General features: G+C 70.7%; 25 protein-coding genes. 15 read left to right on the top strand and 10 right to left on the bottom strand.

Going from position 1 to position 26,817, the window contains the following annotated elements; all coding sequences use genetic code 11:
• Nucleotides 1-296: 296 nt before the first annotated feature.
• The 6 genes from VF632_RS16340 (at nt 297) to VF632_RS16315 (ending at nt 4,922) form a co-directional block, all read left to right on the top strand.
• The gene (locus tag VF632_RS16340) at nt 297-1,334 is read left to right on the top strand and encodes a radical SAM protein (RefSeq protein WP_331023991.1); all 1,038 of its coding nucleotides are present in this window, start codon (nt 297-299) and stop codon (nt 1,332-1,334) included.
• An 81-nt stretch (nt 1,335-1,415) separates the two neighbouring features.
• Nucleotides 1,416-1,583, top strand: coding sequence for a hypothetical protein (locus VF632_RS16335; protein ID WP_331023990.1), 168 nt, complete (start codon nt 1,416-1,418; stop codon nt 1,581-1,583).
• Between the two features lie 31 nt (nt 1,584-1,614).
• Entirely contained in the window at nt 1,615-1,902 is a 288-nt protein-coding gene (locus VF632_RS16330; RefSeq protein ID WP_331023989.1) for a PqqD family protein, read from the top strand.
• A complete protein-coding gene (locus tag VF632_RS16325) occupies nt 1,902-2,288 on the top strand; it encodes a lasso peptide biosynthesis B2 protein (protein ID WP_331023988.1) in 387 nt (128 codons plus the stop codon). The genes VF632_RS16330 and VF632_RS16325 overlap by 1 nt, the downstream gene beginning before the upstream one ends.
• A 10-nt stretch (nt 2,289-2,298) precedes the next feature.
• Entirely contained in the window at nt 2,299-3,234 is a 936-nt protein-coding gene (locus VF632_RS16320; protein WP_331023987.1) for a hypothetical protein, read from the top strand.
• 341 nt (nt 3,235-3,575) lie between these two features.
• Nucleotides 3,576-4,922: a radical SAM protein gene (locus VF632_RS16315; RefSeq protein ID WP_331023986.1), complete on the top strand. Its 1,347-nt coding sequence runs from the start codon at nt 3,576-3,578 to the stop codon at nt 4,920-4,922.
• Nucleotides 4,923-4,996: 74 nt separating this feature from the next.
• On the opposite strand, the gene VF632_RS16310 is transcribed toward VF632_RS16315, so the two are convergent.
• From VF632_RS16310 to trhA, 4 genes are all read right to left on the bottom strand, one after another.
• The gene (locus VF632_RS16310; protein WP_331023985.1) at nt 4,997-5,722 is read right to left on the bottom strand and encodes a hypothetical protein; all 726 of its coding nucleotides are present in this window, start codon (nt 5,720-5,722) and stop codon (nt 4,997-4,999) included.
• A gap of 23 nt (nt 5,723-5,745) precedes the next feature.
• Entirely contained in the window at nt 5,746-6,102 is a 357-nt protein-coding gene (locus tag VF632_RS16305) for a helix-turn-helix domain-containing protein (RefSeq protein ID WP_331023984.1), read from the bottom strand.
• Nucleotides 6,099-6,476 carry a type II toxin-antitoxin system RelE/ParE family toxin gene (locus VF632_RS16300; RefSeq protein ID WP_331023983.1) on the bottom strand — a complete coding sequence of 126 codons (378 nt, stop codon included), beginning with the start codon at nt 6,474-6,476 and terminating at the stop codon, nt 6,099-6,101. Before VF632_RS16300 ends, VF632_RS16305 begins: the two co-directional genes overlap by 4 nt.
• A 138-nt stretch (nt 6,477-6,614) precedes the next feature.
• Nucleotides 6,615-7,256 (bottom strand): PAQR family membrane homeostasis protein TrhA, encoded by a 642-nt coding sequence (trhA, locus tag VF632_RS16295; protein ID WP_331023982.1) that lies wholly within the window; start codon nt 7,254-7,256, stop codon nt 6,615-6,617.
• Between the two features lie 223 nt (nt 7,257-7,479).
• Between trhA and VF632_RS16290 the strand changes: the two genes are divergently transcribed.
• Nucleotides 7,480-8,811: a hypothetical protein gene (locus VF632_RS16290; protein ID WP_331023981.1), complete on the top strand. Its 1,332-nt coding sequence runs from the start codon at nt 7,480-7,482 to the stop codon at nt 8,809-8,811.
• A gap of 88 nt (nt 8,812-8,899) precedes the next feature.
• Here the strand turns inward: VF632_RS16290 and VF632_RS16285 are convergent, their stop codons facing one another.
• From VF632_RS16285 to VF632_RS16275, 3 genes are all read right to left on the bottom strand, one after another.
• On the bottom strand, nt 8,900-10,063 hold the full coding sequence (locus tag VF632_RS16285; RefSeq protein WP_331023980.1) for a GGDEF domain-containing protein: 1,164 nt from the start codon (nt 10,061-10,063) through the stop codon (nt 8,900-8,902).
• A gap of 95 nt (nt 10,064-10,158) precedes the next feature.
• Nucleotides 10,159-10,566 carry a hypothetical protein gene (locus VF632_RS16280; RefSeq protein ID WP_331023979.1) on the bottom strand — a complete coding sequence of 136 codons (408 nt, stop codon included), beginning with the start codon at nt 10,564-10,566 and terminating at the stop codon, nt 10,159-10,161.
• Nucleotides 10,567-10,688: 122 nt separating this feature from the next.
• Complete coding sequence (locus VF632_RS16275; protein ID WP_331023978.1) at nt 10,689-11,102, bottom strand: hypothetical protein; 414 nt, start codon at nt 11,100-11,102, stop codon at nt 10,689-10,691.
• Between the two features lie 140 nt (nt 11,103-11,242).
• On the opposite strand from VF632_RS16275, the gene VF632_RS16270 reads away from it, so the two are divergent.
• From VF632_RS16270 to VF632_RS16235, 8 genes are all read left to right on the top strand, one after another.
• A complete protein-coding gene (locus tag VF632_RS16270; protein ID WP_331023977.1) occupies nt 11,243-12,118 on the top strand; it encodes a deoxyribonuclease IV in 876 nt (291 codons plus the stop codon).
• A 24-nt stretch (nt 12,119-12,142) separates the two neighbouring features.
• Nucleotides 12,143-12,517, top strand: coding sequence for a hypothetical protein (locus VF632_RS16265; RefSeq protein ID WP_331023976.1), 375 nt, complete (start codon nt 12,143-12,145; stop codon nt 12,515-12,517).
• A gap of 107 nt (nt 12,518-12,624) precedes the next feature.
• Nucleotides 12,625-14,907 carry a TonB-dependent receptor gene (locus VF632_RS16260; protein WP_331023975.1) on the top strand — a complete coding sequence of 761 codons (2,283 nt, stop codon included), beginning with the start codon at nt 12,625-12,627 and terminating at the stop codon, nt 14,905-14,907.
• Nucleotides 14,908-15,380: 473 nt separating this feature from the next.
• Nucleotides 15,381-16,454, top strand: a complete 1,074-nt coding sequence (locus VF632_RS16255; protein ID WP_331023974.1) for a thiamine pyrophosphate-dependent dehydrogenase E1 component subunit alpha — start codon at nt 15,381-15,383, stop codon at nt 16,452-16,454.
• 17 nt (nt 16,455-16,471) lie between these two features.
• Nucleotides 16,472-17,503, top strand: a complete 1,032-nt coding sequence (locus VF632_RS16250) for an alpha-ketoacid dehydrogenase subunit beta (protein WP_331023973.1) — start codon at nt 16,472-16,474, stop codon at nt 17,501-17,503.
• 43 nt (nt 17,504-17,546) lie between these two features.
• A complete protein-coding gene (locus tag VF632_RS16245) occupies nt 17,547-19,043 on the top strand; it encodes a dihydrolipoamide acetyltransferase family protein (RefSeq protein WP_331023972.1) in 1,497 nt (498 codons plus the stop codon).
• Nucleotides 19,044-19,227: 184 nt separating this feature from the next.
• On the top strand, nt 19,228-21,801 hold the full coding sequence (locus VF632_RS16240) for a fibronectin type III domain-containing protein (RefSeq protein WP_331023971.1): 2,574 nt from the start codon (nt 19,228-19,230) through the stop codon (nt 21,799-21,801).
• Nucleotides 21,802-21,970: 169 nt separating this feature from the next.
• Nucleotides 21,971-22,126 (top strand): 2-oxo acid dehydrogenase subunit E2, encoded by a 156-nt coding sequence (locus VF632_RS16235; RefSeq protein WP_331023970.1) that lies wholly within the window; start codon nt 21,971-21,973, stop codon nt 22,124-22,126.
• A 63-nt stretch (nt 22,127-22,189) separates the two neighbouring features.
• On the opposite strand, the gene VF632_RS16230 is transcribed toward VF632_RS16235, so the two are convergent.
• The 3 genes from VF632_RS16230 to VF632_RS16220 all read right to left on the bottom strand — a co-directional run bounded on the left by VF632_RS16230 (nt 22,190) and on the right by VF632_RS16220 (nt 26,695).
• Nucleotides 22,190-23,614, bottom strand: a complete 1,425-nt coding sequence (locus VF632_RS16230) for an ATP-binding protein (protein WP_331023969.1) — start codon at nt 23,612-23,614, stop codon at nt 22,190-22,192.
• Nucleotides 23,615-23,918: 304 nt separating this feature from the next.
• Entirely contained in the window at nt 23,919-25,973 is a 2,055-nt protein-coding gene (locus VF632_RS16225) for an ABC transporter permease subunit/CPBP intramembrane protease (protein WP_331023968.1), read from the bottom strand.
• The gene (locus VF632_RS16220; RefSeq protein ID WP_331023967.1) at nt 25,973-26,695 is read right to left on the bottom strand and encodes an ABC transporter ATP-binding protein; all 723 of its coding nucleotides are present in this window, start codon (nt 26,693-26,695) and stop codon (nt 25,973-25,975) included. Before VF632_RS16220 ends, VF632_RS16225 begins: the two co-directional genes overlap by 1 nt.
• Nucleotides 26,696-26,817: the final 122 nt, after the last annotated feature.

Genomic DNA, 26,817 nt, shown 5'->3' with positions numbered 1-26,817 from the left:
TCAAAGGGAACAATATGGACGCGCGGGCGTCCTTTGCACAGTCCCTGCGTACCAACACCGTGCCGCGAGGTGCCCCACGGAGTCGTTCACGTCCGTGGATCGCCCCCGGGAGGTTGCGCAAACCCGTGCGCAGTATTAGGATTTCGGGTCGGCACGTGCGGCGCGGGCGCGAAAGGCGCTCCTCCGCCGTGCTTCCGCCTTTCCCGCGCACAGCCGCCGCGGGCCTGCCGTTTCAGCCGTCGCACCGCCGGGACCTCCGCGTCCGGGCCGCGCCTCTCCTGCTTCCCGGAGAACCAATGCTCCTGGGCTTCGCCCTGACCGAGCACTGCAACCTGCGCTGTCCGCACTGCATCCGCGACGACGTCACCACCGTTCAGAACCTGCCCTCGGGGCTGCTGTTCGACACGGTGGACGCGGCGCGGACGATGCTGGGGCCGGTGACGGTGAGCATGACCGGCGGCGAGCCCACGCTGCACCCGGAGTGGGAGGGCATCATTGCCGGGCTGCACGCGCGCGGGGTTCCGTATCGCGTGGTCACCAACGGGTGGCACATGCGGCGGCTGATGCCCGGGCTGGAGCGGCACCCGCCGGAGTTCGTGCGCATCAGCCTGTCGGGCGCCGACGAGGCGGTGCACGACGAGGAGCGGGGGCGCGGCAGCTTCAAGCGGGTGATGCTGGCGATGGCGCTGCTGACCAGCCGCCGGATCCCGGCGGGGCTGTCCATCGTGGTCGACCGCCGCGACCGGCATCAGCTGCGCGAGGCGGCGGACCTGGCCGAGTCGCTGGGGGCGGTGCGGATGCACTTCATCCTCCCCCAGCCGGTTCCCGGAAGCGCGGCCCGCGACAGCGACCTGCCCCCGGGGGAATGGCGGCCCGTGCGCGACGAGATCATGGCGCTGGCCGCGGAGCCCGGGCGGCGGTGCCGGATCCGGCTGGACTACGGCGCCCCGTCCGACGGCGAAGAGATGCAGTGCGACACCTTCGCGGGCCGGCGCCTGTCCGTGGACGCCCGCGGGCGGCTTTCGCTCTGCTGCCAGCTTTCGGAGTACGGCTTCAACGACGCCGACGTGGTGGCCGACCTGGCGCGCGAGCCCTTCGACCAGGCGTGGCCGCGCTACGTGGAGGGGATCGAGCGGCTGCGCACGGCCAGCCGCCCCCGCCCCGACGGCGGCCCCTTCGAGGCGTTTCCGTGCATCCGCTGCGCGCGCTCGCTGGGCAAGATGGACTGGATCGCCGCGTATCCCGGCACGCCCTGGCACGCGGCGGCCGGACAGAACCAGGCCCGGCCGGCGCTGGTGGGCCTGACGTACCGCCCCGCGGCGCAAGCCGCCTGATCGCAGGCGCCGTTCGCGGCGTTTTCGTCTGTATTTCCGTGTGCCGGCCCTTCCGGCGCACCCACCTTCGAGGTGAGTCCCATGAACGCCAAGAGCACGCCCGTTCCGGTCCAGACGCCCGCGGTCCGCAAGGCCTGGGTGGCGCCGCGCGTGGAGACCCTTCCGCGCCTGACCAACCTGACGCTGGCGACCGGCGCCGCCATCGACGGTAGCGGCGACGTGAACAACCCGGGCAGCAGCGTCTTCTAGGCCCGCCGGCCCGGCGCCACCCGACGACGCCATGACCGGCGAACAGGAATACCGCGTTCCCGACGACGTGCTGGCCGCCCACCTGGAAGGGGAGGCGGTGCTGCTGCACATGGACACCAAGGACTACTACCGCCTGAACGCCACGGCGGCGGCCGTCTTCAAGGGCCTGGAGCGCGGACTGGGCCGTGATGCCCTGGTGGACGACCTGTGCGCCCAGTTCGAGGTGGAGCGCGCCGACGCGGCCGCGGCCGTTGACGGCCTGCTGGCCGAGCTGGCGGAGCGCCGCCTCGTATCTCCCGCCAACGACGGGCAGGGGTGATGCGGCTGGCCGATGCCGCGCTCAGCGGGGTGTGGGCGGGGCTGCGCGTTCCCGTGTGGCTGCGGGGCCGCCGGTGGACGGAACTGCTGCGCGAGCCCCCCGCCGCGGAACCCGGCGCGCGCCCGCCGCGGGGCGCCGTGCGCGCGGCGCTGGTGACGGTGGGGGTGCTGGCACGCGTTCCCGGCCTTCCGTGGAAGCGCACCTGCCTGTACCGCAGTGTGGCGGAGTGCCTGGTGCTGCGCCGATACGGCGTGCCGGCGGTGGTTCGCATCGGCGTCAAGAGCGAGGGCTCCGGACAGATCCTGGCCCACGCCTGGGTGGTGCCCAACCCCGCCGCCGAGCCCCCCGCGCCCGACGCCATGCGGGCCTTTTCCATCAAGGGCTGACGCGCCCGGCGTGATCGCCCGCTCGCTGCTGCACGACGGCGCGCTTCGGATGGAGGTCCACCCGGAGCTCCTGCGCGCCGCCTCTCTGTGGATCCCCCTGCTTCCCGAAGACACTCCCGCGGATCCGGCCGGCGCCGTGGTCCGCGTTCTTGCATCCGACGGGTCTTCGGCCGGCGCGCCTTCGTCCGCCCCGCCCACCCTGCGGATGGGGAACGTGGCGGCGTGGCTGGAGGGCGACCGCGCGGTGCTGGACGGCACCTCGGGCCTCCACGGCGTGGTCGACCTGGCGTCGGGCTCCGCCGAGCTGCGGGTGCCGCCGGTTGCCGAGCCGGTTGGCACCGACCCGGCCGCGTGGACCCTGTTCTCGGCGGCCACACTGGCCGCCGCGCTGCTGCTGGGGCGGATGGAGCGCGCGCTGGCCCACGCGGCGGCCGTCGTGGGGCCGGATGGGCGCGCGTGGCTGCTGGTGGGCGATTCGCACGCGGGAAAGACCACCACCAGCGTCAACCTGCTGCAGGCGGGGTGGCGCTACGTGTCGGACGACCAGGTGGTGCTATACCGCGCCGCGGACGGCGGGTTGAGCGTGGAAGGCTGGCCCCGTCCCTTTCACCTGGACGAGGGGTGGGAAGCCGGCGCCCCCCTGCACCGCCGCGGGACCACCGACCCGCGCGAGCGCTGGCCGGGGCGGTGGATGCGCACGGCGCCGCTGGCGGGGCTGCTGTTTCCGCGGGTGGAGGCCGACCGGCCTACGGCCCGTGAGGCCCTGCCCGCCCCCGACGCGCTGGCGCGGCTGCTGAGGCAGTCGCCCTGGCTGCTGGCGGACCGCGGCGCGGCGCCCCGGGTGCTGCGGCTTCTGCAGGAAGCTGCGTCGCTCCCCGCGTACGAGCTGCGGCTGGGGCTGGACACCTACGCGGACCCGGAGCGGCTGGTGCAGGTGCTGGCGTAGGCGGACGCGTCGCCGAGCGAATCGGATTCGAAGACGCGTCGGCGATCGTGAGATTCGCGTGGTGTGTGGCGGATCCCTCGGTCGCTGCGGTCTGCCGTGCAGGTTCAGGGTTCCCCGTGGCCGCTCCGTCGGGATGACATTCCGGCATTGTGGGGAGTGCGATGTGGGAATCGAAGGCCTCGACCGGGTCGTGCCCGGCCGGGGCTTTCGCATTCCGAGCGTCCGCCGTGTCGCAGGGGACGAGGGCGGGCGGGGCGACGGGTTTCGGGAGGGGCCCGGATCGTGTTAAATTCGTGCGCTGCTTTCACCTTCGCGCATTCGGGAAGGACGCGTCCAAGACCATGGAAACCCGCACGGCGCTCGTCGAGGGCCTGATGGCCCGCTTTCCCCACGTTCCGCGCGAGGCGGTCCTGAAAGAGGACCTGCTGCGCACGGGGATGGCGTTCGACGATTCGGCGCTGACCGACAACCTCGAGGGCGAAGTCAAGCCCAAGAGCTATTTCATCTTTTCGTTCGACCAGAAGCCGCTCGCGCAGCTGGGCAACGCCGCCCGGCGCCGCCCGCCCGAGGAGGTTTCGCTCAGCGGCGGGCCGTACGGGCTGCGCCGCACCATCGTTTCCGTCCGCGTGAACCCCGACTCGCCCTACCGCGTTTCGCGCGGCGCGAACGGCACGCTGAACCTGTCGATGGACGGCGCGCCCATCGCCGACGTGGCGCTGCCGCCCATGCCCGAGTACTACCGGCACACGCTGAGCAACGGCAAGACGGTGATGGAGATCGCCCCCACCATCCAATGGGGCTATCTCGTGTACCTGACCGTCTTCCGGATGTGCCAGTACTTCGGCGCCAAGGAAGAGTGCCAGTACTGCGACATCAACCACAACTGGCGGCAGCACAAGCAGGCGGGGCGCCCGTACACCGGCATCAAGCCCATCGACGAGGTGCTGGAGGCGCTGGCCATCATCGACCAGTACGACACCGGACACACCTCGCACGCGTACACGCTCACGGGCGGCAGCGTGACGAGTAAGGTGGACGGCTTTGCCGAGGCCGACTTCTACGGCCGCTACGCCGAGGCCATCGAGGCGCGCTTTCCCGGGCGCTGGATCGGCAAGGTGGTGGCCCAGGCGCTGCCCAGGGAAGACGTGCAGCGCTTCAAGGACTACGGCATCAAGATCTACCACCCCAACTTCGAGGTGTGGGACAAGCGCCTGTTCGAGATCATCTGCCCCGGCAAGGAGCGCTACGTGGGCCGCGAAGAGTGGCACCGGCGCATCTTCGACGCGGCCGAGGTGTTCGGGGCGCGCTACGTGATCCCCAACTTCGTGGCCGGGGTGGAGATGGCGCGCCCGTTCGGCTTTCAGACGGTGAACGAGGCCATCGCCAGCACGCGCGAGGGGCTCGACCACTTCATGTCGCGCGGGGTCACGCCGCGGTTCACCACCTGGTGCCCGGAGCCCTCCACGCCGCTGGGGCAGGACAACCCCGAGGGTGCGCCGCTGGAATACCACATCCGGCTGCTGGAGACGTACCGCGAGGCGCTGGAAAAGCACGGCCTGCAGCCGCCCCCGGGCTACGGCCCGCCGGGGCCGGGGAACGCGGTGTTCTCGGTCAGCAGCTTCATGGACACGCTGGCGCCCAACGACGAGAACGCGGACGAGCTGATGGCCACGGCCGCCACGGCCTGATCCGCAGCCGGTGAATGAAGACGAGGAGGCTCCCGCGCGACGGGAGCCTCCTTGTTTTACGTCTGCGCGTTCGCCTACGGCCAGCGGCCGCCGGGCGGGCGCGGAACCGGCGCTGGGCGCGGCGGAAACGGATCGGCCCCGCCCCGTGTGCCGCCGAAGAAGAGGTCCAGCAGTTCCTGGCCGTGGAAGGTGAACGAGGGGACTACGATCCAGTTGGACTGGCGCAGAGCCAGGGCGGACGGGTCGTAGAACACGCCGATCTCCGGGCTGATCCCCAGCCGCTGAGAGCCCAGGCGCACACCGGCGAACGCGCCGACGGTGGGCTGGTCGGAGACGGCCCCGGCGTTCAGCGGAATCACCTGCATCGCCTTGACCCCGCCGTACGCCGTGGCGCCGCTGTTTTGCGGTCCCGAAGCGAGCAGGCCGGCCTGCACCAGGGCGTGGTCGCCCAGGTTTACGACGCCGCCGCCGAACGTCGCCGCGACCGCCGCCCCGTCGTGGGGCCCCGCGTCGAGCCGGCGCTTGTAGTCCACGACCACGCCCACGAACCCGGGGGCCCGGATCCCCAGGTCGGATCGTTCGTCGATCCCGATGCGCGCCTCCAGGTCGGCGCCGAACAGCGGCGAGTCTGATGAATCCGCGTCCTCGTACTCGACACCCCGGGGGATGAAGTATGCCGACATGCTCGGCTCCATCGTCCCAACCGGCGTGGGCACGGCCGTGGTGCCGGTAGAGTACGGGATGCACCCCGCCGCGAGCGGCAGTACCACCGCGAGAAGCACGGGAGCGGAGCGTCTCATCGCCGTTGGGGGTTGGAGGATGGTCAGGCGGACACGCGCTGGACCTCTGCCTCGACGGGCACTGCCACGGCCTGGGCCGCCGGGCGCTCGTTTGCGGAGATTGGGCGGATGCTGACGTCTACGCGGAACCCTGCGTGCGCCAGCATCCTGACCAGCTCGTCGATCGTGAACGCGCCCTTGCCTCGCGTAATCTCGGCGATGCGGCCCTGGGATACTCCGAACAGCTTTGCGGCAGCCGCCCGCGTGAGCCCCCGTTCGTCGATGATGTCTTCGATCGCGATCGAGAGCCGCGAACAAATCAGCAGGGTTTCGGCTTCCTCGGGCGGGAAGCCGAGATCCGCAAACACGTTTCCGTCCGCCGGTGTGATATGCTCGATCATGGCGCCTCCTTCCGGTGCCGTCGTTCCCGGACCATCTGCTTGTACCGCTTCGCCGCGAGTTCCAGGTAGTGCGGCGGCGTTTTCCGCGTCTTCTTCTCGAACGCATGGAGAACGTACACCGCTTCCGCGAACTTGGCGACGTACACGACTCGGTGTTCCAACGCCCCGCCTTCGAACGTCCGAACGCGAATTTCCCTCGCTCCCGCGCCGATGCCTGCCATCGGCTTCCAGTCCCGCGGCTCGCGACCCAGCTGTACCCTGTCCAGCTCCTTACCTGCTGCCTCGCGGCCTTCGGGAGAAAACCCCTGCAGCTCGCGGCGCGAAGCCCCGATCCACACGAGCGGTTTCGGGGAACGCTCCCCAATCAAAGCCATTTCCCATCCTCCGTCAAGAGTGAAAGGTTGGATGCGAGAAGTACCACCTGTGGCGGGTTTTACATGCGGAAAAGAGATCCGCCCGCGAGGAGGTTCCTCGCGGGCGGATCGGGGCCCGGCTGGGGTGGCGCTCTGCGTTCAACTGGTGCCGGGAAGCACGTGCGTCGCGACGGCGACGTAGTGGCATACGCTGCCGGCCAGCACGAACAGGTGCCAGACGGCATGGGCGTACGGGCGGTGGCTGTGGTAGAACGCCGTCCCGCCGGTGTACGCCAGCCCTCCCGCCACCAGCCAGGCGAGCGTCGTCGTCGACAGCGCCTCGAGCATCGGCGCGGCGGCGACCACCACCATCCATCCCATTCCCAGGTAGATGGCGGTGGACACGCGCGGGAACCGGCCCGTGAAGAAGAGCTTGAACACCACGCCCGCCACGGCCAGCCCCCACGCCACGCCGAACAGGCTCCATCCCCATCCGCCGCGCAGCCCCAGCAGCGTAAAGGGCGTGTAGGTGCCCGCGATCAGCAGGTAGATGGCGCAGTGATCGAACACCTGCAGCCGCGCTCGTACCCTGGGGGAGCGGGCGGCGTGGTACAGGGTCGACGCGGTGTACAGCAGCACGAGCGTGGTCGCGAACACGGCGCTGCTCACCACTTTCCACACGTCACCATACGCGGCGGCGCCGGCGACCAGCACGGCGCCGCCAGCCAGGCTCGCCACGGCGCCCACCCCGTGCGTCAGCGCGTTCGCAAGCTCCCACCGGCGGTCTTCGGATCGTTCCATGAAGCGGGTTCGTTCGTGTTTGCGATGCGCGTCGTCCGCTGGTTTCTACGATAATGGCGCTGAGGCGGATCTGTAAAGCCTGTCCACTTGATGAGCGGCGCTCAGCGGCTCGGACGGAACCCTCGCCCGAATGTGTCCTCTTTTTGGGAACTCGCCGGGGGGCCCGGGGGTGAATAGGTTGATGGCGCGGTTTTGATCCCACGACGATCCCACCTTCCCGACCATGAAGATCCCATTCCCATATCGGCGCGCGGCCCTGGTGGCGGCGCTCGTTCCCGTGGCGCTCGCTGCCGGGTGCATGACCGCCTCCAAGCGGCTGGAGCAGGGCGCCAAGCTGGAGGAGCGCGGACAGTCCGCCGAGGCCGCGCGGCGCTACATCGACGCACTGCGGCGCGACGGGTCGCTGGCGCAGGCCCGTGCGCGCCTGAACGAGACCGGCGCGCTGGCGATCGAGCAGTACCTGGCGGAATCCGACGCCGCGGGTTCCGCCGGGGAGGCCGAGCAGGCGGCGGACGTGCTGCTGCGGCTGGACGGGCTTCGGCGCGACGCCGCGGGGGTGGGCGTGCAGTTGGCGGTGCCGGGCGACTACACGTCTCGCCGCCGCCAGGTGCTGGATGCGGCGATCGAGGCGGCGGTGGACCGCGGCGCACAGCTGGCCTCGTCCCGCCGCTTCGGCGACGCGCTGGGGCGGCTGGACCGCGCCGCGGACCGCTGGCAGCCTTCGGCGGCGCAGCGCGGGCGGCTGAACGAGGCGCGGGTGGCGACGTACGTGGCGTGGAGCGAGCACGAGGCCGGGCAGGGCCGCTTCCGCGCGGCGTACGACGTCGCCGGCCGGGCCATCGCGTCCCTCGGCCGCGACTTTCCGGGCGCGGAAGACCTGCTGGAGCTGCAGGCCCGGGCGCTGGAAGAGGGCACCGTGCGCGTGGCCGTGCTCCCCGTGACGTCCGAGACGGGGGTGGAGGATGCGCTTCCGGTGGACTGGCTGCGCGAGGTGGAAGACGAGCTGGAGGCGGGCGCGTGGGACGAGCCTCCGACGTTCATCGAGGTGATCGATCCGCGCGAGGTGCGCCGGGAGATGCGCCGCGACGACGGCGTGCGCCGGCCGCGCGGCGGCGTGATGGCGGCGGCGAGCCTGGGCCGCGCGCTGGGCGCCGACCTGGTGGTGAGGATGAGCGTCGACAGCACGCGCACGGAAGAGCGCGACGTCCGCAGCGAGCGGCGCACGGCCCGCCTGCGTACGGGCGAAGACACGGCATACACCGTTCGCTCCGGCCGGCGCGAGCTGTGGGCGCGGGTGCGCTACGACATCGTGGACGTACGCGACCGCCGCTCGGTGGGGGACGACGTGTTCCAGGTGGAAGGCCAGGCGCGGTTCCGCGAGCCCGTGTTCCAGGGCAACTGGCGCCAGCTGATGCTTTCGCGCGACGACCAGGCCCTGTTCGGCGACGAGAGCCGGCGCGACCAGCGGCGCCAGCTGTGGCGTTCGCTGACGGACGAGATGATCGAACGGGTTCAGCGGGAATTGTTCGAAGACATCCTGCGCCTGGTCGACTGAATCCGGAGGGATCGGGTCTCACGCGGAGGCGCGGAGGTGGCGAAGAACGGCCGAGGATTTCCCTGCTCTTCTCCGCGTCCTCCGCGGTTCAGGCCGCGATCACGCGGTTGCGGCCCTGCGCCTTGGCCATGTACAGCGCCTTGTCGGCCGCGTGCACCAGCGCCGTCTTGTCGTGCCCGGGCGTGGCCGCGGCGACGCCCACGCTGGCCGTGACGCTCAACGCGCCGCCCGGGATGGGCACCGTCATCACCTCCACCGCGGCGCGAAGACGCTCCGCGAGCTCACGGGCGCGGGGCAGGTCCACGTCGCGCAGCAGCACGGCCATCTCCTCGCCCCCCAGCCGCGCCGCGAGGTCGCCCGGGCGCGCGTGCTGGCGCAGCAGCAGCCCCACGCACCGCAGCACCTCGTCGCCCTTCACGTGGCCGTGCACGTCGTTCACGCGCTTGAAGCCGTCCAGGTCGATCAGCAACAGGCACGAGCGCCCGCCTGCCTTCACCCGCTCCACCTCCGCCGCGAGCTCGTCGTCCAGCACCCGCCGGCTGGCCAGCCCGGTGAGCGGATCGATGCCGGCCTGCATCTCCGACAGCGTCCAGCGCTGCGCGGTGGCGACGCCGAAGGTGAAGATCAGCAGCAGGAACCCGCCCCAGAACGCGCCCGGCGCTCCCGGCACCAGCTGCACCCAGGGAAGCGCGCCGTACTCCGCCAGCAGGTCGGCGAGGACGCAGAAGCCGAAGACCGCGATTCCGCCCAGCACCAGCCGTGCGAGCGGCGCGTTCCCCCGCGCCAGGATCACCACCCGGCTCACCAGGATCACCACGCCCAGCAGCACCACCACGTCCACGCCGTAGTGCAGCACCCGCAGCTCGGTTGCCGGCAGGATCAGCGCGGCCGGCACGCATCCCGTAAAGGCTAGCAGCGCCGCCGTTTCCCACCACCGGAAGCGGACGTTGAAGAGCGTGCGGATCAACAGGGCGATGGAGACGCCGGCCACGACCTCGGCCAGCACCATCCCCCGGAAGCGGGTCATCCCGGGAAAGATGGCGCTGAACAGCGACGCCGAGTAGCACAGCCCCAGCATCCCCACGCTCAGCGAGAGCAGGGCGAACCACAGGTTCTCGGACGCGTGCCGCCGCATCCCGTAGAACACCAAGTGATACAGGCCGATGGCCGTGAACATCCCCACCAGCCCCGCGATGGCGGCGTCGCGGAACGGGGGGATGGCGGGCGCGGCCTGCGCCAGGACCAGCATCATCGATTCACCAGCGCATCAAGTGGAACCAGGGTACATGCCAGAAGCCGCGGACCGGAACGGGCCGCGGCTTCGTCATCCGAGCACGGAAGATCGGCTCAGGCGAGCGCGGGGGTCCCGCCCTGCCCCTGCAGCTGCCGCTCGCGGATGCGGCCGCCGATGTACGCGTACGGCATCACCCCCAGCAGGTTGTAGACGTTGAACCAGGCCGGCGTGTGGTTCCAGGCCATCACCGTCATCGGAATGCTCATCGCGAGCGCGATGCCGCCCAGCACCAGCGCGTGGAACAGGGGGCGCGACGGAGCGAGGCGGGCGGTGACGTAGCAGCCCAGGATCCCGAACGCCGCCACGTAGGCGCAGACCAGGACCAGCGCGGCCGGATCGCTCACCGGTGCGCCGGTGGGGATCAGCTCGGGGGCCACCTTCGCCAGCACGGCGTTGGTGCCGATGTTCAACACGGCGGTCAGCACGAAACCGACGGCGATCGCAACGATGCTCTTCATCATGGATGCTCCGGTGGGGCGGATGAGCGGGATTCAGGGGGGACGCGCAAACAGATGCGTTTCGCGGGCGCGGCGGTCAAGGGTTCCGTTCGCGCCCGAGGAAACGATGGGGTATCGATCGAGGTTCAGCCGCGGGTGATGCGCAGCCTGACGACGTAGTTCTCCGGCGCCGGCTGTCCGGCAGCGGGGAGCGGATCGAGGCCGACGACCTCCACGCGATAGCCCTCGTGCCGGACGACCCGGGGGTCGGTGTGGGTGTTCAGCTGCACCGTGCGCGTCGCCTCGCCCCGCTCCTGCAGCACCAGCGCGAGGTGCGCGTTGCCGGCGCTGACGCACTGCGCGCCGCTCGGGCAGCGCGAATCTTCCATCACGCGGCCGAAGGAAACGGCGAACCGCTGCTCGTCCAGCGTCCGCGTTTCGCCGAGCGGAATCGCGATCTCCTGGTTGGCATCCGTCCCCGGCACCGGCCCGGTGCGGAAGGTGTTCGGGAAGCACCCGGCCACCCCGGCCAGGGCCGCGAACATCAACATCCGCTTCATCGTCATCCTCCCTCGTGGTGTTCCCGTCATCGATCGATCCGCGGCAAGATAGCGTGCGCGCGCCGCGTTGACACCCCCGCTGCAGGCGTCTACCTTGGCGCGCCGATCCGCCGAAGGTCCGTACCCGCAACGACATCGCCGTGCTGCTGGGAGCCCACGTCTCCACCGCTGGCGGGTGCCGCAACGCCCCCGCCCGCGCCGCCGACATCGGCGCCTCCGCCATCCAGGTGTTCACCAAGCAGCCCAACCGCTGGGCCGAGGTGCAGTTGGTAGACGACGAGTGCCAGGCGTTCCGCACCGGTCTTATCGAGCACGGCGTGGCCTTCGCCAACGCGCACGACAGCTACCTGATCAACCTGGCGACGGCCGACCCCATCCTCCGCGAACGCTCGTACGCGGCGTTCCTCGGCGAGTTGCGGCGCGCCAGCCAATTGGGGCTGGACGCGCTGGTCAGCCATCCCGGAAACGCCACGGACGGCGACCTGCCCCGCGGCCTGGCGCAGAACGCGGAACTGGTGGCACAGGCGCTGGAGGAGGTGGGCGGGTCGGTGATGGTGCTGCTGGAGACGACGGCGGGCGCGGGCAGGGTGATCGGCTCGCGGTTCGAGGAGCTTTCGGAGATGATCGAGCGCGTGCCCCCCGGGTTGAAGGATCGCGTGGGCGTGTGCGTGGACACCTGCCACGTGTACGCCGCCGGGTACGACCTGCGCGACGATTATTACGGGGTGATGGAACGGCTGGCGGACGTGATCGGGCTCCATCGCGTGCGGCTGTTCCACCTGAACGACTCGATGACGGCGTTCGGCAGCCGGCGCGACCGCCACGCGGCCATCGGCGAGGGGTCGCTGGGAGACGAGCCCTTCCGCCACCTGATGAACGATCCGCGCTTTGCCGGCGTTCCCATGGTGCTGGAGACGCCCAAGGAGCACCCGGACGATCCCAAGGACCTGGTGACGCTGGACCGGATGAACCTGGCGCGGCTGCGGTCGTACGTGGCCGGCGCGGAACCCCTGTGATGGCAAGGGGGTAGGCGCACTACGATGAATCGCGCGACCGGAGCCCTCGCCTGCACGCGGCGCATTGCGCTGCTGCTCGGAACGCTGCTGCACCTTGTGGGTGTGGCGGCGCTTCCGGCGCTGCACGCGTGGGGCAGCGGGCTGGACGTGGCGCCCGCCTCCACGGCGGGCCACGCCACGCTGGCCCAGCTCCCCGACACGCAGCCCGACGGGATTCCGCCGCACGACGAGCTTCACTGCGTCGTTTGCCACGCGCACGGCTCCGTCGCGCTGCCAGTGGACGCGCCGCGCATCGGCGGCGAGCACGCTGCTGTCACGGAGCGCCTTCCCCAGGCGCCCTCGCTCGCCTCGGCCCTCGTCCAGGGCGCCACCCGCGCCCGCGCTCCCCCCGTCGCCTGAAATCCACGCCGCCCGTCGCGGCGCACAGAACGAAACCCTGGTGCCGGGTCCGTCCGCGATCGTCGCGGGCGCACTCCGGCCGACGTTCCGGATTCAGGAGATTTCCCATGCTATATCGCATCGCGGGCCGCGCCGTGCTGGCGCTGGCCGCCCTGCTCGTATCCGCCGCCGCGGCCCACGCCGCCCCGGCCGATTCCGCCGCCGCGCCGCCCATCGTGGGCGTGGTGCGCGACACGGCGGGCGTTCCGCTATCCAACGCCCGCGTCGTCATCAACGAGCTCAGCCGCTCCACGCTCACCAGCGGCGACGGCACCTTCGTCTTCCGCGCGCTGCGCCCCGGGACGTACCACGTGGACGCGACCCTCCTGGGCTACGCGCCGGGGCACGCCGTGGCCGTGGTCCCCGCCGAGGGCGGCGAGGTGCGGGTGACCATCACCCTGCGCAGCACCGTGCTGTCGCTGGAGGGCATCAACGTCACCGCCTCGCCTCGCAGCGCCGACCCGCTGAACATCACCCAGTCCACCGTGGAGCTTTCGGGCAAGGCGCTGGAGCGCAGCCTGGGCACCAGCGTGGCGCAGACGCTTTCCAGCCAGCCCGGCCTGTCGGTGCGCTACGGCGGCCCCGCGGCGTCTACCCCGGTGATCCGCGGCCTGGCGGGCGAACGCGTGCTGGTGGTGCAGAACGGCCAGCGCACGGGCGACCTGTCGTCCACCTCCGCCGACCACGCGCTTTCGGTGGATCCGCTGGCGGCCAGCCGCATCGAGGTGGTGCGCGGCCCCGCGTCGCTGCTGTACGGCAACAACGCGCTGGGCGGGGTGGTGAACGTGATCTCCACCGACATCCCCAACACCATCCCCGGCGAGGCGTCGGGATTCCTGGCCGCGCAGGGCGAGTCGGTGAACCCCGGCGGGGCGCTGACCGGTGAGGTGACCATGCCCTTGGGCGAGTCGCTGGCCGTGACGGCCCGGGCGGGCGGGCGGCGGGTGGACGACGTGCACACGGGCGGCGGGGTCCCGCTGCCGAACACCTTCTACAACAACCTGTACGGCACCGGTGGAATTGGATATGTAACGGAGCACGTGCAGGCCGGCGCGTCCGTCGGTGGGTACCGGTTCGACTACGGCTTGGCCAGCCTCCATGCCGAGGAAGAGGAAGGCCACGAGGAGGAGGGCCACGAGGAAGGCGTGACCATCAATGGCCAGCGGACGGACGCCAACGGCCGGGTGAGCCTGTGGCTGGGCGACCGCGGGTTCACCAACCTGCGGGCGGAGGGAAGCGCGCAGTGGTACGGGCACGACGAGATCGAGGGCAACGGCGAGATCGGCACGCGGTTCCGGCTGAACACGCAGAGCGGCGGCCTGAACGCCAAGACCGAGTTCGGCCGCTTCTCGGGCGCGGTGGGGGTGTCGGGGCTCCTCAAGCAGTACTCGCCCGAGGGCGAAGAGGCGCTCACCCCGGGCGCCGACAGCCGCACGGGCGGCGCGTTCGTGTACCAGGAGATGGCGCTGGGCACGGGCGACGCGGCGCCGTCGCTGCAGGCCGGCGCGCGCTACGACGTGTACCAGGTGAGGCCGGAGGAAACGGGCGACGAGCGGTTCGAGAACGTCCGCGCCCGCGACTTCAGCAGCTTTTCCGGCTCACTGGGGCTGAACGTGCCGCTGAACCCCAACCTGTCGGCCAGCGTGAGCGTGGCCCGCAGCTTCCGCGCGCCGACGGTGGAGGAGCTGTTCTCCAACGCCTTCCACCACGCCGCGGGCACGTACGACGTGGGCGACCCGGAGCTGGAGCTGGAGACCAACCGCGGCGCCGAGGCGGTGCTGCGCGCGCAGTCGGAGCACATCAACGCGCAGGTGGCGGCGTTCTACAACCGCATCGACAACTACATCACCGCCGACGTGGTGGGCGACACGGCCATCTTCCACGAGGAAGAGGGCCACACCGACGTCGTGCCGCTGAACGTGTTCCGCCAGGCCGACGCCGAGCTGCGCGGCCTGGAGGGCCAGGTGGAGGCCGTGGTGGCGCGCCACGTGGTGCTGGGCGCCATGGGCGACCTGGTGCGCGGCGACTTCGTGCAGGGCGGCGCCCTGCCCTTCATGCCGGCGGCGCGGGTGGGCGGCAGCGCGCGGTGGGACGATGGGCGCTACTCGCTGGGGGTGGAGGCGCGGCACGCGTTCGCGCAGGACCGCGCGGAGATGCAGGAGTTCCGCACGGACGCGTACACGCTGGTGAACCTCAGCACGGGGCTGAGCCTGCGCCAGGGCCGCCGCATCCACAGCATCGTGCTGCGGGCGGACAACCTGCTCGACGAGCAGTACCGCGAGCCGACGAGCCGCCTGCTGGTGCCCTCGCCGGGGCGCAACCTGTCTCTCGTCTATCGCGTGCTGTTCTGATCGGGCTGGTTCTGGCGACAGGTCGACATCAGGGCGGGGAGGCTTCGGCTTCCCCGCCCTTTTCGTCTGCCCCGCGGGGGCCCCTCCCCCGGCCCCTCCCCCGGCAAACTGCGCCGGGAGAGGGGAGAACTTCGGGCGGGGCTCGACTGGCGTCCTCTCATACCTCGGGAGCCCCCTCTCCCGGCCTCTCCCCCGCAAACAGCGCGGGAGAGAGGAGAGCTTCGAACCCCCTCCGCGGTTCCCTCCGCGACCTCCGCGCCTCCGCGTGACCCCTGTCTGTTGCTCCTGCGTCTCTGCGGCTCTGCGTGAGGCCCCAAGCAGTTCCTCCGTGACCTCCGTGCCCTCCGTGTGAGACCCCATTTCACGTCCCGTTGCTTGACTCCCCGGAGCCTGCGCCGCAAGTTGTCCCGCTTCCAGCCGCCCGGGGATCAACCATGCCCGGAGAGCGGCGCAGGCACGGACCGTCGATCGAAATGGCGAACAAGACCAAGGCCCGCACCACCACGATCCCCCACGGGCTGACGCGCGACCAGCTGCTGGAGATGTACCGGCTGGTGCGGCTTACGCGCAGCCTGGAAGAACGGCTGGAGGTGCTGTTCAAGCAGAGCAAGGTGATCGGCGGGCTGTTCCGCTCGCTGGGGCAGGAAGGCGAGTCCGTCGCCAGCGCCTACGCACTGCGGCGCCGCACGGACGGTACCGGCGACATGCTGTCGCCCCTGATCCGCAACCTGGGATCGATGCTCACCATCGGCGCGAAGCCGGTGGAGGTGGTCAAGCAGTACATGGCCAAGGGCGACTCGCTGGCGCGCGGCAAGGAGCTGAACATCCACATCACCGACTACGACCGGGGCTTCGTCGGGCAGATCAGCCCGCTGGGCGACCTGATCCCGGTGATGGCGGGGGTGGCACTCACCTTCAAGCAGCGCGGCGAAGACCGCGTGACCATGGTGTACATCGGCGACGGGGCCACGTCGACCGGCGCCTTTCACGAGGGCGTGAACTTCGCCGCCGTGCAGAAGCTGCCGCTGGTCGTGATCGTGGAGAACAACCGGTGGGCGTACAGCACGCCCAGCCGCTTCATGACCGCCGCGAAGTCGTTCGTCGACAAGGCGCCGGGCTATGGGATGGCCGGCGAGCAGGTGGACGGCAACGACATGCTGGCCGTCTACGGCGCGTCGCAGCGCGCGGTGGAGCGCGCCCGCAGTGGCGGGGGCGCCACGCTGATCGAGGTGATGACGTACCGCCGCAAGGGCCACGCGCAGCACGACGCGCAAACGTACGTGGACCCGGCCGAGATCGAGCACTGGGCCAGCACCAACGACCCCATCGACCGCTACGTCAAGGCGCTGCTGGACAATGGCTGGGCCACCGCGCAGGAGCTGACCGGCATCGGCGAGCAGATCGACCGCGAGCTGGACGAGGCCGTGGCCGAAGCCGAGAAGAGCCCGCTTCCCCAGCCCGAGGAAGCGCTGACCGACGTGTACGCAGACGGCCCCGTGAACGCGCCCTGGACGCGCCACGAGCCGGCCGACCCCACCCGAGCCTGACGCCGAGACGCTGAACGATGGCGACCGTGATTGAAAAGCCCGAGCACGTCCGTCTGACGGAGCAGGGCAAGCCCGTCACCCTGCTCGAGGCGATCCGCGAGGGGATGTGGGAGGAGATGGAGCGCGACGAGCGCGTCTTCGTGATGGGCGAAGACATCGGCGCGTACGGGGGAGCCTTCAAGATGACGGACGGCTTCCTGGACCGTTTCGGCGGCATGCGGGTGATCGACACCCCCATCAGCGAGACGGGGTTCACCGGCGCGGCGGCGGGCGCGGCCCACATGGGGATGCGGCCCATCGTGGAGATGCAGTTCATGGACTTCGTCTCCACGGCGTACGACATCATCACCAACTACATCGCCACCAGCCGGTACCGCGGCAGCGGCGGCGTGCCAATGGTGATCCGCGGCCCCACGGGCGGCGGCGTGCGCGGCGGGCCGTTCCACAGCCAGAACCCCGAGATGGCGTTCTTCCACACGCCGGGGCTCAAGATCGTCTATCCCTCCACGGCGCACGACGCCAAGGGGCTGATCAAGGCGGCGATCCGCGACGATGACCCGGTGCTGTTCTTCGAGCACAAGTGGCTGTACCGCCGGCCGCAGCTGCGCGAGGTGCTTCCGCAGGACGACTACGTGGTTCCGCTGGGCAAGGCGCGCACGCACCGCGAGGGAACGGACCTGACCATCGTTACCTACGCGGCGATGGTGCACAAGAGCGCCGAGGCCGCCGAGATCCTGCAGAAGGAGGACGGCCTGTCGGTGGAGGTGATCGACCTGCGCACGCTGCTGCCGCTGGACGAGGACGCCATCCTGCAGTCGGTGAAGAAAACCAACCGCCTGCTGGTCGTGCACGAGGACACGCGCACCGGCGGCATTGCGGGTGAGATCGCCATGCGCGTGAACGAAAAGGCGTGGGAGTGGCTGGATGCGCCCGTACTGCGCGTGGCCGCCGCCGACGCGCCCGTTCCGTACTCGCCGCCGCTGGAAGACTACTTCCTGCCGCAGGTGGAGGACGTGGTGAAGGCCGCGCGGCACCTGGCCGCATACTGAAGCTGATCGACGTAGAGCGAAGCCCAAACTCAGGACCACGATCATGGCCCGTGTAGAAGTCCCGATGCCCCAGATGGGCGAGTCCATCGCCGAGGGCACCGTTTCGGTATGGCGCAAGAAGGTGGGCGACCGCGTGGAGCGCGACGAGCCCATCATGGAGATTTCCACCGACAAGGTGGATGCCGAGATCCCGTCGCCCGTAGCCGGCGTGCTGGCCGAGGTGGTGGTGAACGAGGGCCAGACGGTCGAAGTGGGCACCGTCGTCGCCTACATCGAGACGGAAGCGGGCGCCGGCGCGGCTGCGGCTCCCTCCGCTCCTTCGGCCCCCGCCTCGTCCGGGGACCACATCGAGGTGCCGGGCGAGCGCACCACCTCCATGCCGGAGTCCGGCGTGGGCCAGGTGGAGACCGGCGGCACCGGGATGCCCGCGGACGGCCGCGGCCAGTCGGACCCGGTGGGCACCGCGGTTTCCGGCTCCGGCGCGGCGGGCAGCGGCGGCGCGGGCCAGGCCGCGGGTGCGCCCCTGGGCGATGGGCCCCACACACTGGAAGAGCGGCTGCGGACGAAAAGCACGCCGCTGGTGCGGAAGATCGCCGCGGAGCACAACGTGGCGGTGCACCAGGTGCCCGGCACGGGACGCAACGGCCGCGTGACCAAGGAAGACATCCTCAAGTTCGTCGAGGAGCAGAAGTCCGCGCCCGCCGCGGCCCCGGCGACGCCGGCTCCGGCCGCTCCTGCCCAGCGCCCGGCCGCGCCCGCGCCTTCGTACGAGGGCGGCTTCCCGTTCCCGTGGGACGAGTTCTACGGCACGCCGCAGCACCCGGCCGTCACCGCCGGGCCCAACGACCGCGTGGAGCCTGCGTCGCGCATGACGCAGATCATCGCCAACAACATGGTGCAGTCGCGGCGCATCAGCCCGCACGTGCACTCGTACTTCGAGGTCGACTACTCGCGGCTCGACATCATCCGCGGCAAGAACAAGAAGCTGTGGGCCGACCAGGGCGTAAAGATCACCTACACGCACTTCATCGCGTGGGCGGTGGCGCGCGGGCTTCGCGAGCACCCCAAGCTGAACGCCAGCTACGGGAACCACGAGGTGATCTACCGCGCCGACGTGAACCTGGGCATCGCGGTGGCGCTGGACCACGGGCTGATCGTGCCCGTCATCAAGCAGGCCGACGAACTCTCGCTGGTGGGGCTGGCCAAGCGCCTGAACGACATCGCCACGCGGGCGCGCAACAAGCAGCTGAAGCCCGACGAGATCCAGGGCGGCACGTTCACCATCACCAACCCCGGCATCTTCGGCACCACGATCGGGTTCCCGATCATCAGCCAGCCGCAGGTGGCCATCCTGGGCGTCGGCGGGGTGGAGATGCGCCCCGCCGTGGTGACCGACGAGTACGGCAACCACGCCATCGTGCCCCGCAAGCGCGGGTACATCTCGCTGGGCTACGACCACCGCCTGGTGAACGGCGCCGACGGCGACCAGTTCCTGGCTCGCGTCAAGCAGCTCCTGGAAACCTTTCCCGAGCAGGCGTAGCGAACCATCCGCGCAGTACGAAGAGGCCGGCCCGCGCAGGGCCGGCCTCTTCTCGTCGCGCCCCGGAGTTCTGCCGCGCAAAATCGTTGCATTTTGGCCTGTTAGACACTATCCATTCTCGTGGCTCCGCAGGTCGGCCCTACCCTTCCCTGCCCATCCCTTCATTTTCCGTCCGGAGGCTTTCATGAAGCAACGGTTCATCCCGCGCCCCGTCGTGCTGGGGATCATCCTGGTGCTCGGCGCCCTTTCGGCCTGCGACCGCGCAGACCCGCTGATGCCCACCGACGCCCCGGCCGCCCAGGTGCAGCCCGGGGACGCGCGTGCGCTGGAGGTGAAGTTCCGGGAGGGGCTGGCCGTGCGCCACTCCGGCGGGGCGCTCGCCAGCGCCCGCGGCGCCAGCCTGGACGGGGTAACGGCCCTGCTGGACTCCCGCCAGGGCATCGTGGTGCAGCCGCTCTTCACCGGCGGAAGCGAGCTGGACCGCCTGGCCGAGGCGGCGCTGTCGTCCGGGGAGGCGCCGCCGGACCTGCGCTCGTGGTACCGGGTGGTGGCTCCCACGGCTGCCGACGCCGAACGGCTGCTCGGGGAGCTGAAGGCGCGCCCCGAGGTGGAGCACGCCTACCCCGCCCCCGTGCCCGCGCCGCCGCCGGGGTTGTTCACGATGGCCGGCACTCCCGACTTCACCGGACAGCAGGGATACCTGGGCGCTCCGCCCACGGGGACCGACGCCGCCTGGGCCCGCACGCTGCCGGGCGGCGGGGGGGCCGGTGTGATGGTGGTGGACCTGGAATACGACTGGTACCTGGCGCACGAGGACCTCGGGCTCCCCCTATCGACGCAGATCGGCACCGGCGTACGGTATACGGGCTACGGGAACCACCACGGAACGGCGGTGCTGGGAGAGCTCGCGGGCCGCGTGAACGGGCTCGGGGTGAGCGGAGGCGTTCCCGATGCGCAGGTACGGGTGATCCCGCCCATCTACGGCGGCTACTACAATCCCGCGAACGCCGTCGCCGAAGCCGCGGCCATTATGTCACCAGGCGACGTGCTCCTGATCGAGCAGCAGGCCTCGAGCCCGACCGGGACGTACGTGCCGCTGGAGGTGCTGCAGTCGGTGTTCGACGCCACGCGGGCCGCCACCCTGGCGGGGCGGGTGGTAGTGGCGGCCGCGGGCAACGGCGGGCAGAACCTGGACGACCCCGCGATGAACGGCCTGTTCAACCGGAACATCCGGGATTCCGGCGCGCTCATCGTCGGTGCGGGAAGCTCGCTTCACGCGCGGCTTTACTTCTCGTGCTACGGCTCCCGGGTCGACGTCCAGGGGTGGGGCCAGGGCGTCACCACCACGGGATACGGCGGCCTGTTCGGGACAGGGTTCGCCAACTACTACACGGGCTCGTTCAACGGCACTTCGAGCGCGTCGCCCATCGTCGCCGCCGCGGTCGCCGCCGTCCAGGGCCGCCGCAAGGCCAGGGGACTGGCGCCGCTCGGGGCGGTGCAGGTGCGGGCCCTGCTGGCGGCCACGGGAACGCCCCAGACCGGCGACACGACGCAGCACATCGGGCCGTTCCCCAACTTTCGCGCGGCCCTGGCCGAGGCGACGGCACCGGCGGCCCCGGACAGCGTTGCCGCGGCACTGCTCTCGGCCACCGCCATCCGCGTTTCATGGGCCACCACGGGGGCGGATTCGGTCTCGCACTTCGAAGTGCGCCGACGTACCATGAACGCCGACTCCACCTGGGGTCCGTGGGTCGTGGCCGGCTCGCCGGGGGGCCTGGCCCGCGCCTACGACGACGCCGGACTGACCACGGGGAGCACGTACCAGCACCGCGTCCGGGCGTGCAACGGGACGCTCTGCTCCACGTTCAGGGTGGGCGGAGCGATCGCCCTGGCCCAGCCGACCGCGCCCGTGAACCTGGCCTTGAGCCCGCTCTCCGGCACGGAACTGCTGCTGACCTGGAGTGACGGCCGCGCGAACGAAACCGGATTCCGCCTCGTTCGCCGCCAGCTGCTCGCCGACGGCACCTGGAGCGCGTACCAGCAGGTGGCCGCGCCGAACGCCAACGCCACGCGCCACACCGATACGGGGCTGACCCCCGGGACCGCCTACCGATACAGGCTGGACGCCTGCAATGGCGCGGGGTGCTCGGGGACGAGAAGCGCGCCCGTGGTGATGCCGTCCGTCCCGGCCGTGCCTTCACCGGTCGCCGCCAGCGTGGTGTCGCCGTCCAGCATCCGCGTGTTGTGGACCGACGCGAGCGCCAACGAGACCGTGTTCGTCATTACCCGGCGCATGCGCAACGCGGACGGCAGCTGGGCGGCATGGGGCGACCGAGGAAGGGTGCGCGCGAACCTCACCTCGTTCGCGGACAGCGCGGCGCCAGGCGTGTACCAGTACCTGGTCCGCGCCTGCGACCGCCCCCTCTGCTCCACCTGGACGACGGCCGCACAGGTCGAGTTGCCCCCGCCGCCCGGCACCCCAGGCGGAGTAACCGCGACGGCGGTATCGGCGACGGCCGCCCAGGTGAAGTGGACGGACGCCAGCATCAACGAAAACTCGTTCCAGGTGGTACGCCGGCTGCAGAACTTGGACGGGAGCTGGCCGCCGCTGCAGACCGTGGCGACGCTGCCGGCCAATTCGACCTCCTTCCAGAACGGGGGGCTGCTGCCGGGGCGGGTGTACGACTACCGGGTGCGAGCCTGCGCCGGGGCGGTGTGCTCGCCCTGGAGCACCGTGGCGCGGGTAGCGCTGCCCTGACCTGAGCGCGCCTGTTTTCGGGCGGGCGTGGCCGGGCTTGCGTCCGGACCGCACACGCTCGAAGAGCGGCTGCGGACCAGGAGCACGCCGCTGGTGCGGAAGATCGCCGCGGAGCACAGCCAGCCGCAGGTGGCCATCCTGGACGTCAGCGGGGTGGAGATGCCCCGCCGTGGTGACCGACGAGTACGGCAACCACGCCATCGTGCCCCGCAAGCGCGGGTACATCTCGCTAGGCTACGACCACCGCCTGGTGAACGGCGCCGACGGCGACCCGTTCCTGGCCCGCGTCAAGCAGCTCCTGGAGACCTTCCCCGAGCAGGCCTGACCCGATCGACGTTGGACAAGAAGCCGGGAGGCCGCCGCTGCGGCCTCCCGGCTTCTTTGCGCCTCATCGTGCGGGCGGAGGGCCGAGCAGCTCCGCGGGACCGACCAGCCGAACGTTCGGGTCCCGCCTCGCGATCCGCTTCAGCTCGGGGGTGAACCCGGAGCGCGAGAACAGCAGGTAGTACCGCTCGGCGGCGTCGCGCTCGTACGTCGTCTGGGCGACGGTTTCGCGAAGGTGCTCCAGCACATTCAGTCCCACCGGCCGGCTCCACCACTTGCATTCTCCCGCGAACGCCGCCCCGTTCAGCAGCCGTCCCACGATGTCGACGTCGAAGTTGGCGGCCCAGATCTGCCCCACCTCCTGCGCCGCGGTGGGCAGCACTTCGTTGATGTACCGGCGCGCGTAGTCGCGGCAGATCCATTCGAACATCCCGCCCATGTGATCGTCCATGTGTGGATCGATCTTGTGGCGCCAGACGTCGTCCCAGTGCCCGGCGGCCAGGGGAGATACATTCGGCAGGTAGAACCGGTACCAGAACGCCAGGAATGGATCGTCCAGGTAGTACCGCCTGTCGCGCTCCCGCTCCGTGGCGTCCAGCGACCGCACGATCCGGATCAGCCGCAGCTCCGCGAGCTTTTGTACGTACGGCGCCAGCGCGCTGGAATCCTTGAGCTCCCGGACGCGCCCGATGATCGTTCCCGAGTCCGTGCACCCGTCGGCGACCGAGCGGAGGATGGTCGCGTAGCGCGTGACGTCGCGGAGTTCCGCCTGGAGCAGGTTGTTGGGCTCGTCGCTGAGCGGCGCGCCCATCGTGAGCACCAGGTCCATGATGTTCTCCCTGAGCGTGAATTCAGGGTCGCACAGGTTCAGGTAGTACGGAATGCCCCCCAGCACCCCGTAGGCGCGCAGCTTTTCGTCGGTATTCCACTGCGGGAAGAACTGCGCGGCATCGCGAAACGAAAGCGGCCCGAGATCCAGTTCCAGCGTCTGGCGGCCGTGCAGCGGGTTCTTTTCGCCCAGCAGCTCCTCCATGAACGAGATCTTGGAGCCGCACAGCACCACGTTCATCGGGGTGCCCCGCTCCCGCACGCCGTCGCAGAACTTCTGGAGCACGGAGGGAAGCGCCGGGTCCGTGTCGCACAGGTATGGGAACTCGTCGAGGACCACCGTCAGCCCCGGCATGCTGCTGGCGGCGGTCTGCTCCAGGTAGGTGAGCACGGCCAGCCAGTCGTTCAGCGACTCCAGCAGCGGATCCGAGCCCACCAGGCGTGACGCCTCGACCTTGAACAGCTGGAGGCTCATGGATTCGGCGATCCTGGTGGCCTGGTAGTAGATCGTCGGGTGCGAGCGGGTGGCCTCCACCAGCAGGCGCGACTTTCCCACGCGACGGCGCCCCCGCACGATCACGACCGACGGGCGGGGGCGCTTCAACTCGCGTTCGATAACCTGGATTTCCTGCGCTCGCCCGAAAAACTGCCTCTCCGCCATGGCACACCTCCTCCCACTCGACGTTTGATAATCGTGATTATGATAATTACGATTATCGGCATCGTCAAGACAAAAAGAGCGAGATGATCCCGGATGATCCCGCCCCCGGCCCGAAGTGTACCCCCTCTCCCACGCTGTTTGTGGGAGAGGGTGGCACGCGTGTCAGCGCGGCCGGGTGAGGGCCCCGCGGCAGCCGAGGTCCACGCATCTGTGACCGCTGCCGCGCCCCGGCTTGTACGTATCCGCGGCTAGATCGTTCGGCCCGCGAGGTTCGGCATACGGGCAAATACGGTGCGCTTGGGCCTCAGGATGACTGGCTCGCGTCGAGTGGCTCCGGTTCCCGCTCCGGCTCTCGCCGCGGCAGCAGCCGGATTCCGGCGGCCAGCAGCACCACTCCGCCCAGCACGAGCGGCCACGACAGCGACCCGCCGCTCAGCACCGCGCGGCGCACGCCGGGCTGCCAGAGCAGCAGCACCACGAACGCGTTGTTGGCGAAGTGCATCAGCATGCTCGCGAAGATCGAGCGCGAGTGCCAGGCCACGTACCCCATCAGCAGCCCCACCCACGCCGTGGGCAGAAAGCGCAGGGCCGTCTCGAACGACAGGTGAAACGCGCCGAACACGGCCGCCGTCACCACGATGGCCCGCCACGCGCGCATCTCGCGACCCAGCGACTGCAGCAGTACGCCCCGGAACACCAATTCCTCGCAGATGGCGGGCGTCAGCGCGGCCAGGAAGAACAGCCACATCGCGCGTCGTGCATCCGTGGCCGTCAGCAGCTTTTCCAGGTAGCCCAGGCTCTCCATCCCGCCCTCGAACATCTGCAGCTGCAGCCAGCCAATCAGCCATCCCACCGGAATTCCCCCCAGCGCGATCAGCAGGGCCGCGGCGAGGGCACGCGGCGCCGGCGCGCGCAGGGCCAGCGCGTTGCGGGGCTGATACGGTCCCAGCGTGGCGAAGGCGACCGCCGGAAGGGCAAGCAGCAGCCACTGCGAGATCAGGAGCCCGCGCTCCCCCAGGTCCGCCTGCAGCCGCGTGCCCAGGTGAAAGTACAGCAGGGCGACCAGGGCGATGAAGGCCAGCGCCTCCGCCGGAAGCGGTACCCCGCGCGGGGCGGCGCGCCACGTCCGCAGCCGCTCGCCCCACGAGCCGCCGGCGGCCGCCGTCCCCGAGCCGCCGCCGAACAGTACGTCCTCGCGCCCGAACGCGCGGGCCGCGTAGGCCAGCGCCAGCGCGGCGTAGGCGATGGTGGCCGCGAACGCCAGCAGCGACGCCACCAGCGGCGCCTGCCCCGCCATCAATTCGCGGAAGAACATGGCGATGCCCACCACCGGCACCACCGCCAGCGCGGGGGTGAAGTCGATCCCCGGAAGCGTGACCACCAGCACGGGAAGGATGGCCGCCAGCTGCGCCGGGGTCAGCGCGTTCTGCGCCTCCTTGAACGACTGCGCGCGGACGGCGATCCCCAGGAACAGCGCGGAGAAGAGGACGGCCAGCGGCACCAGGGCCAGCAGGATCAGCGCGGCCGATTCCAGCGGCAGCGTGAACCGCACGTTCGCCGCCCGGGCGAAGCGGAATACGCCCGACTGGAAGGTGAGCAGCATGCTGAGCAGGTTGGCCGCGGCGGCCACGATGCCGATCAGCGCCACCGCGGCGAACTTGCCGGCCACGATCTCCCGCGCCGGCACGGCCGCGGTCAGCAGCGTTTCCAGCGTGCCCCGCTCCTTTTCCCCCGCCGCCAGATCGATCGCCGGATAGAAGGCGCCCAGCAGCGTCATCATCACCAGGATCAGGGGGAGGAAGCGGCCCAGCGCGTATCCCCCCGCCTCCTCGGCCGTGGCGACGGACGAATCGGCGACGGCGATGGGCGTGGCGAAGCCGGCGGGAAGGCCCCGGGCCCGCAGCCGCCGCGAGAGCAGCGTGTCCCCCCACTCGTCCAGCCGCTCGCGCGTCACCCCCTGCGCGCGCTGCGAACGGTCGTTGGACGCATCGTACAGCAGCGCGATGCTCCGCGTCCCCCCGTCTCCGCCCGGGGCCGCGCCCGCGGCGCCGATGACCAGGGCCGCGTCCACGTCGCCCTGGCGGACGGCATCCACCGAGGCGCTCTCGGCCGAGATCACGCGGATGGCCGAGTCGGCGTCCAGGAAGCGGACCAGCGGGGCGTCGGCGCCGGTGACGGCCACGCGCGCCTGCTCGGCCCCCAGCCGCCGCTGCCCGAACAGGGCCAGCTGCTCGGCCAGCACCATCATGGCCGGGTACAGCAGCGTGGGGATCACCAGCATCATGAACAGCGTGCGCCGATCGCGCAGCGTTTCGCGAAGCTCCTTGGCCAGCACCGTGCGCACCGTGGCCCAGCGCATCACGCCGCCTCCCGCGCGATCTTGAGGAAGGCGCGCGCCAGGTTCTCTTCGCCGCTCGCCGCCACCACCTCGCGCACCGTGCCCTCCGCCGCCAGCCGACCGCCGGCGATGATGCCCACGCGGTCGGCCAGCAGCTCCACCTCGCTCATGTGGTGGGTGCTGAAGAGCACGGCACGCCCCCGCTGGCGCGCCTCGGCGATGAAGTCGTAGATGGCGGCCCCGCTCAGCACGTCGAGCCCCAGCGTGGGCTCGTCGAGCACCAGGGCGGGGGGATCGTGCACGGTGGCGCGGGCGATGTTCACCCGCTGGCGCTGCCCGGTGGAAAGCCGGCCGCACAGCTTGTCCTCGAACGGCGCGATGCCGAACCGCTGCACCACGTCGTCAATCCGCGCCTCCAGCTGCGCCTCGTCCACTCCCTGCAGCCGTGCGAAGTAGCGAAGCAGCTCGCGCGAGGTCAGCCGGGCATACAGCCCCATGGAGGCGGCCAGAAAGCCCAGCCGGCGGCGCACCTCCAGCGGCTGCTCGCGCGCGTCGAAGCCCGCGATGCGCGCCGTTCCCGAGGTGGGCGCCAGCAGCGTGGCCAGGCAGCGCAGGGCCGTGGTCTTCCCCGCCCCGTTGGCCCCCAGCAGCGCGTACACCTCGCCCGGGCGCACGGCGAGCGAAAGCCCGCGCACCGCGACGAAGCCGCCGTAGGCCTTGGTGAGGTCGAGGAATTCGATCAAAGGGAAGAAAGTACCAAGTGACAAGTACCAGGTGCCAAGTAGCCTGCGTGCAAGATACGTGGCGTGTCGGCGGGCCGCGAGCAAACACGCCAACAAGGCCCGAACCGCGCAGGGGGGAAAGC

Source organism: Longimicrobium sp. (genome assembly GCF_036388275.1).
GTDB lineage: Bacteria > Gemmatimonadota > Gemmatimonadetes > Longimicrobiales > Longimicrobiaceae > Longimicrobium.
The sequence above is the reverse complement of the archived record's forward strand: the minus strand, read 5'-3'. Positions and strand labels throughout refer to the sequence as shown.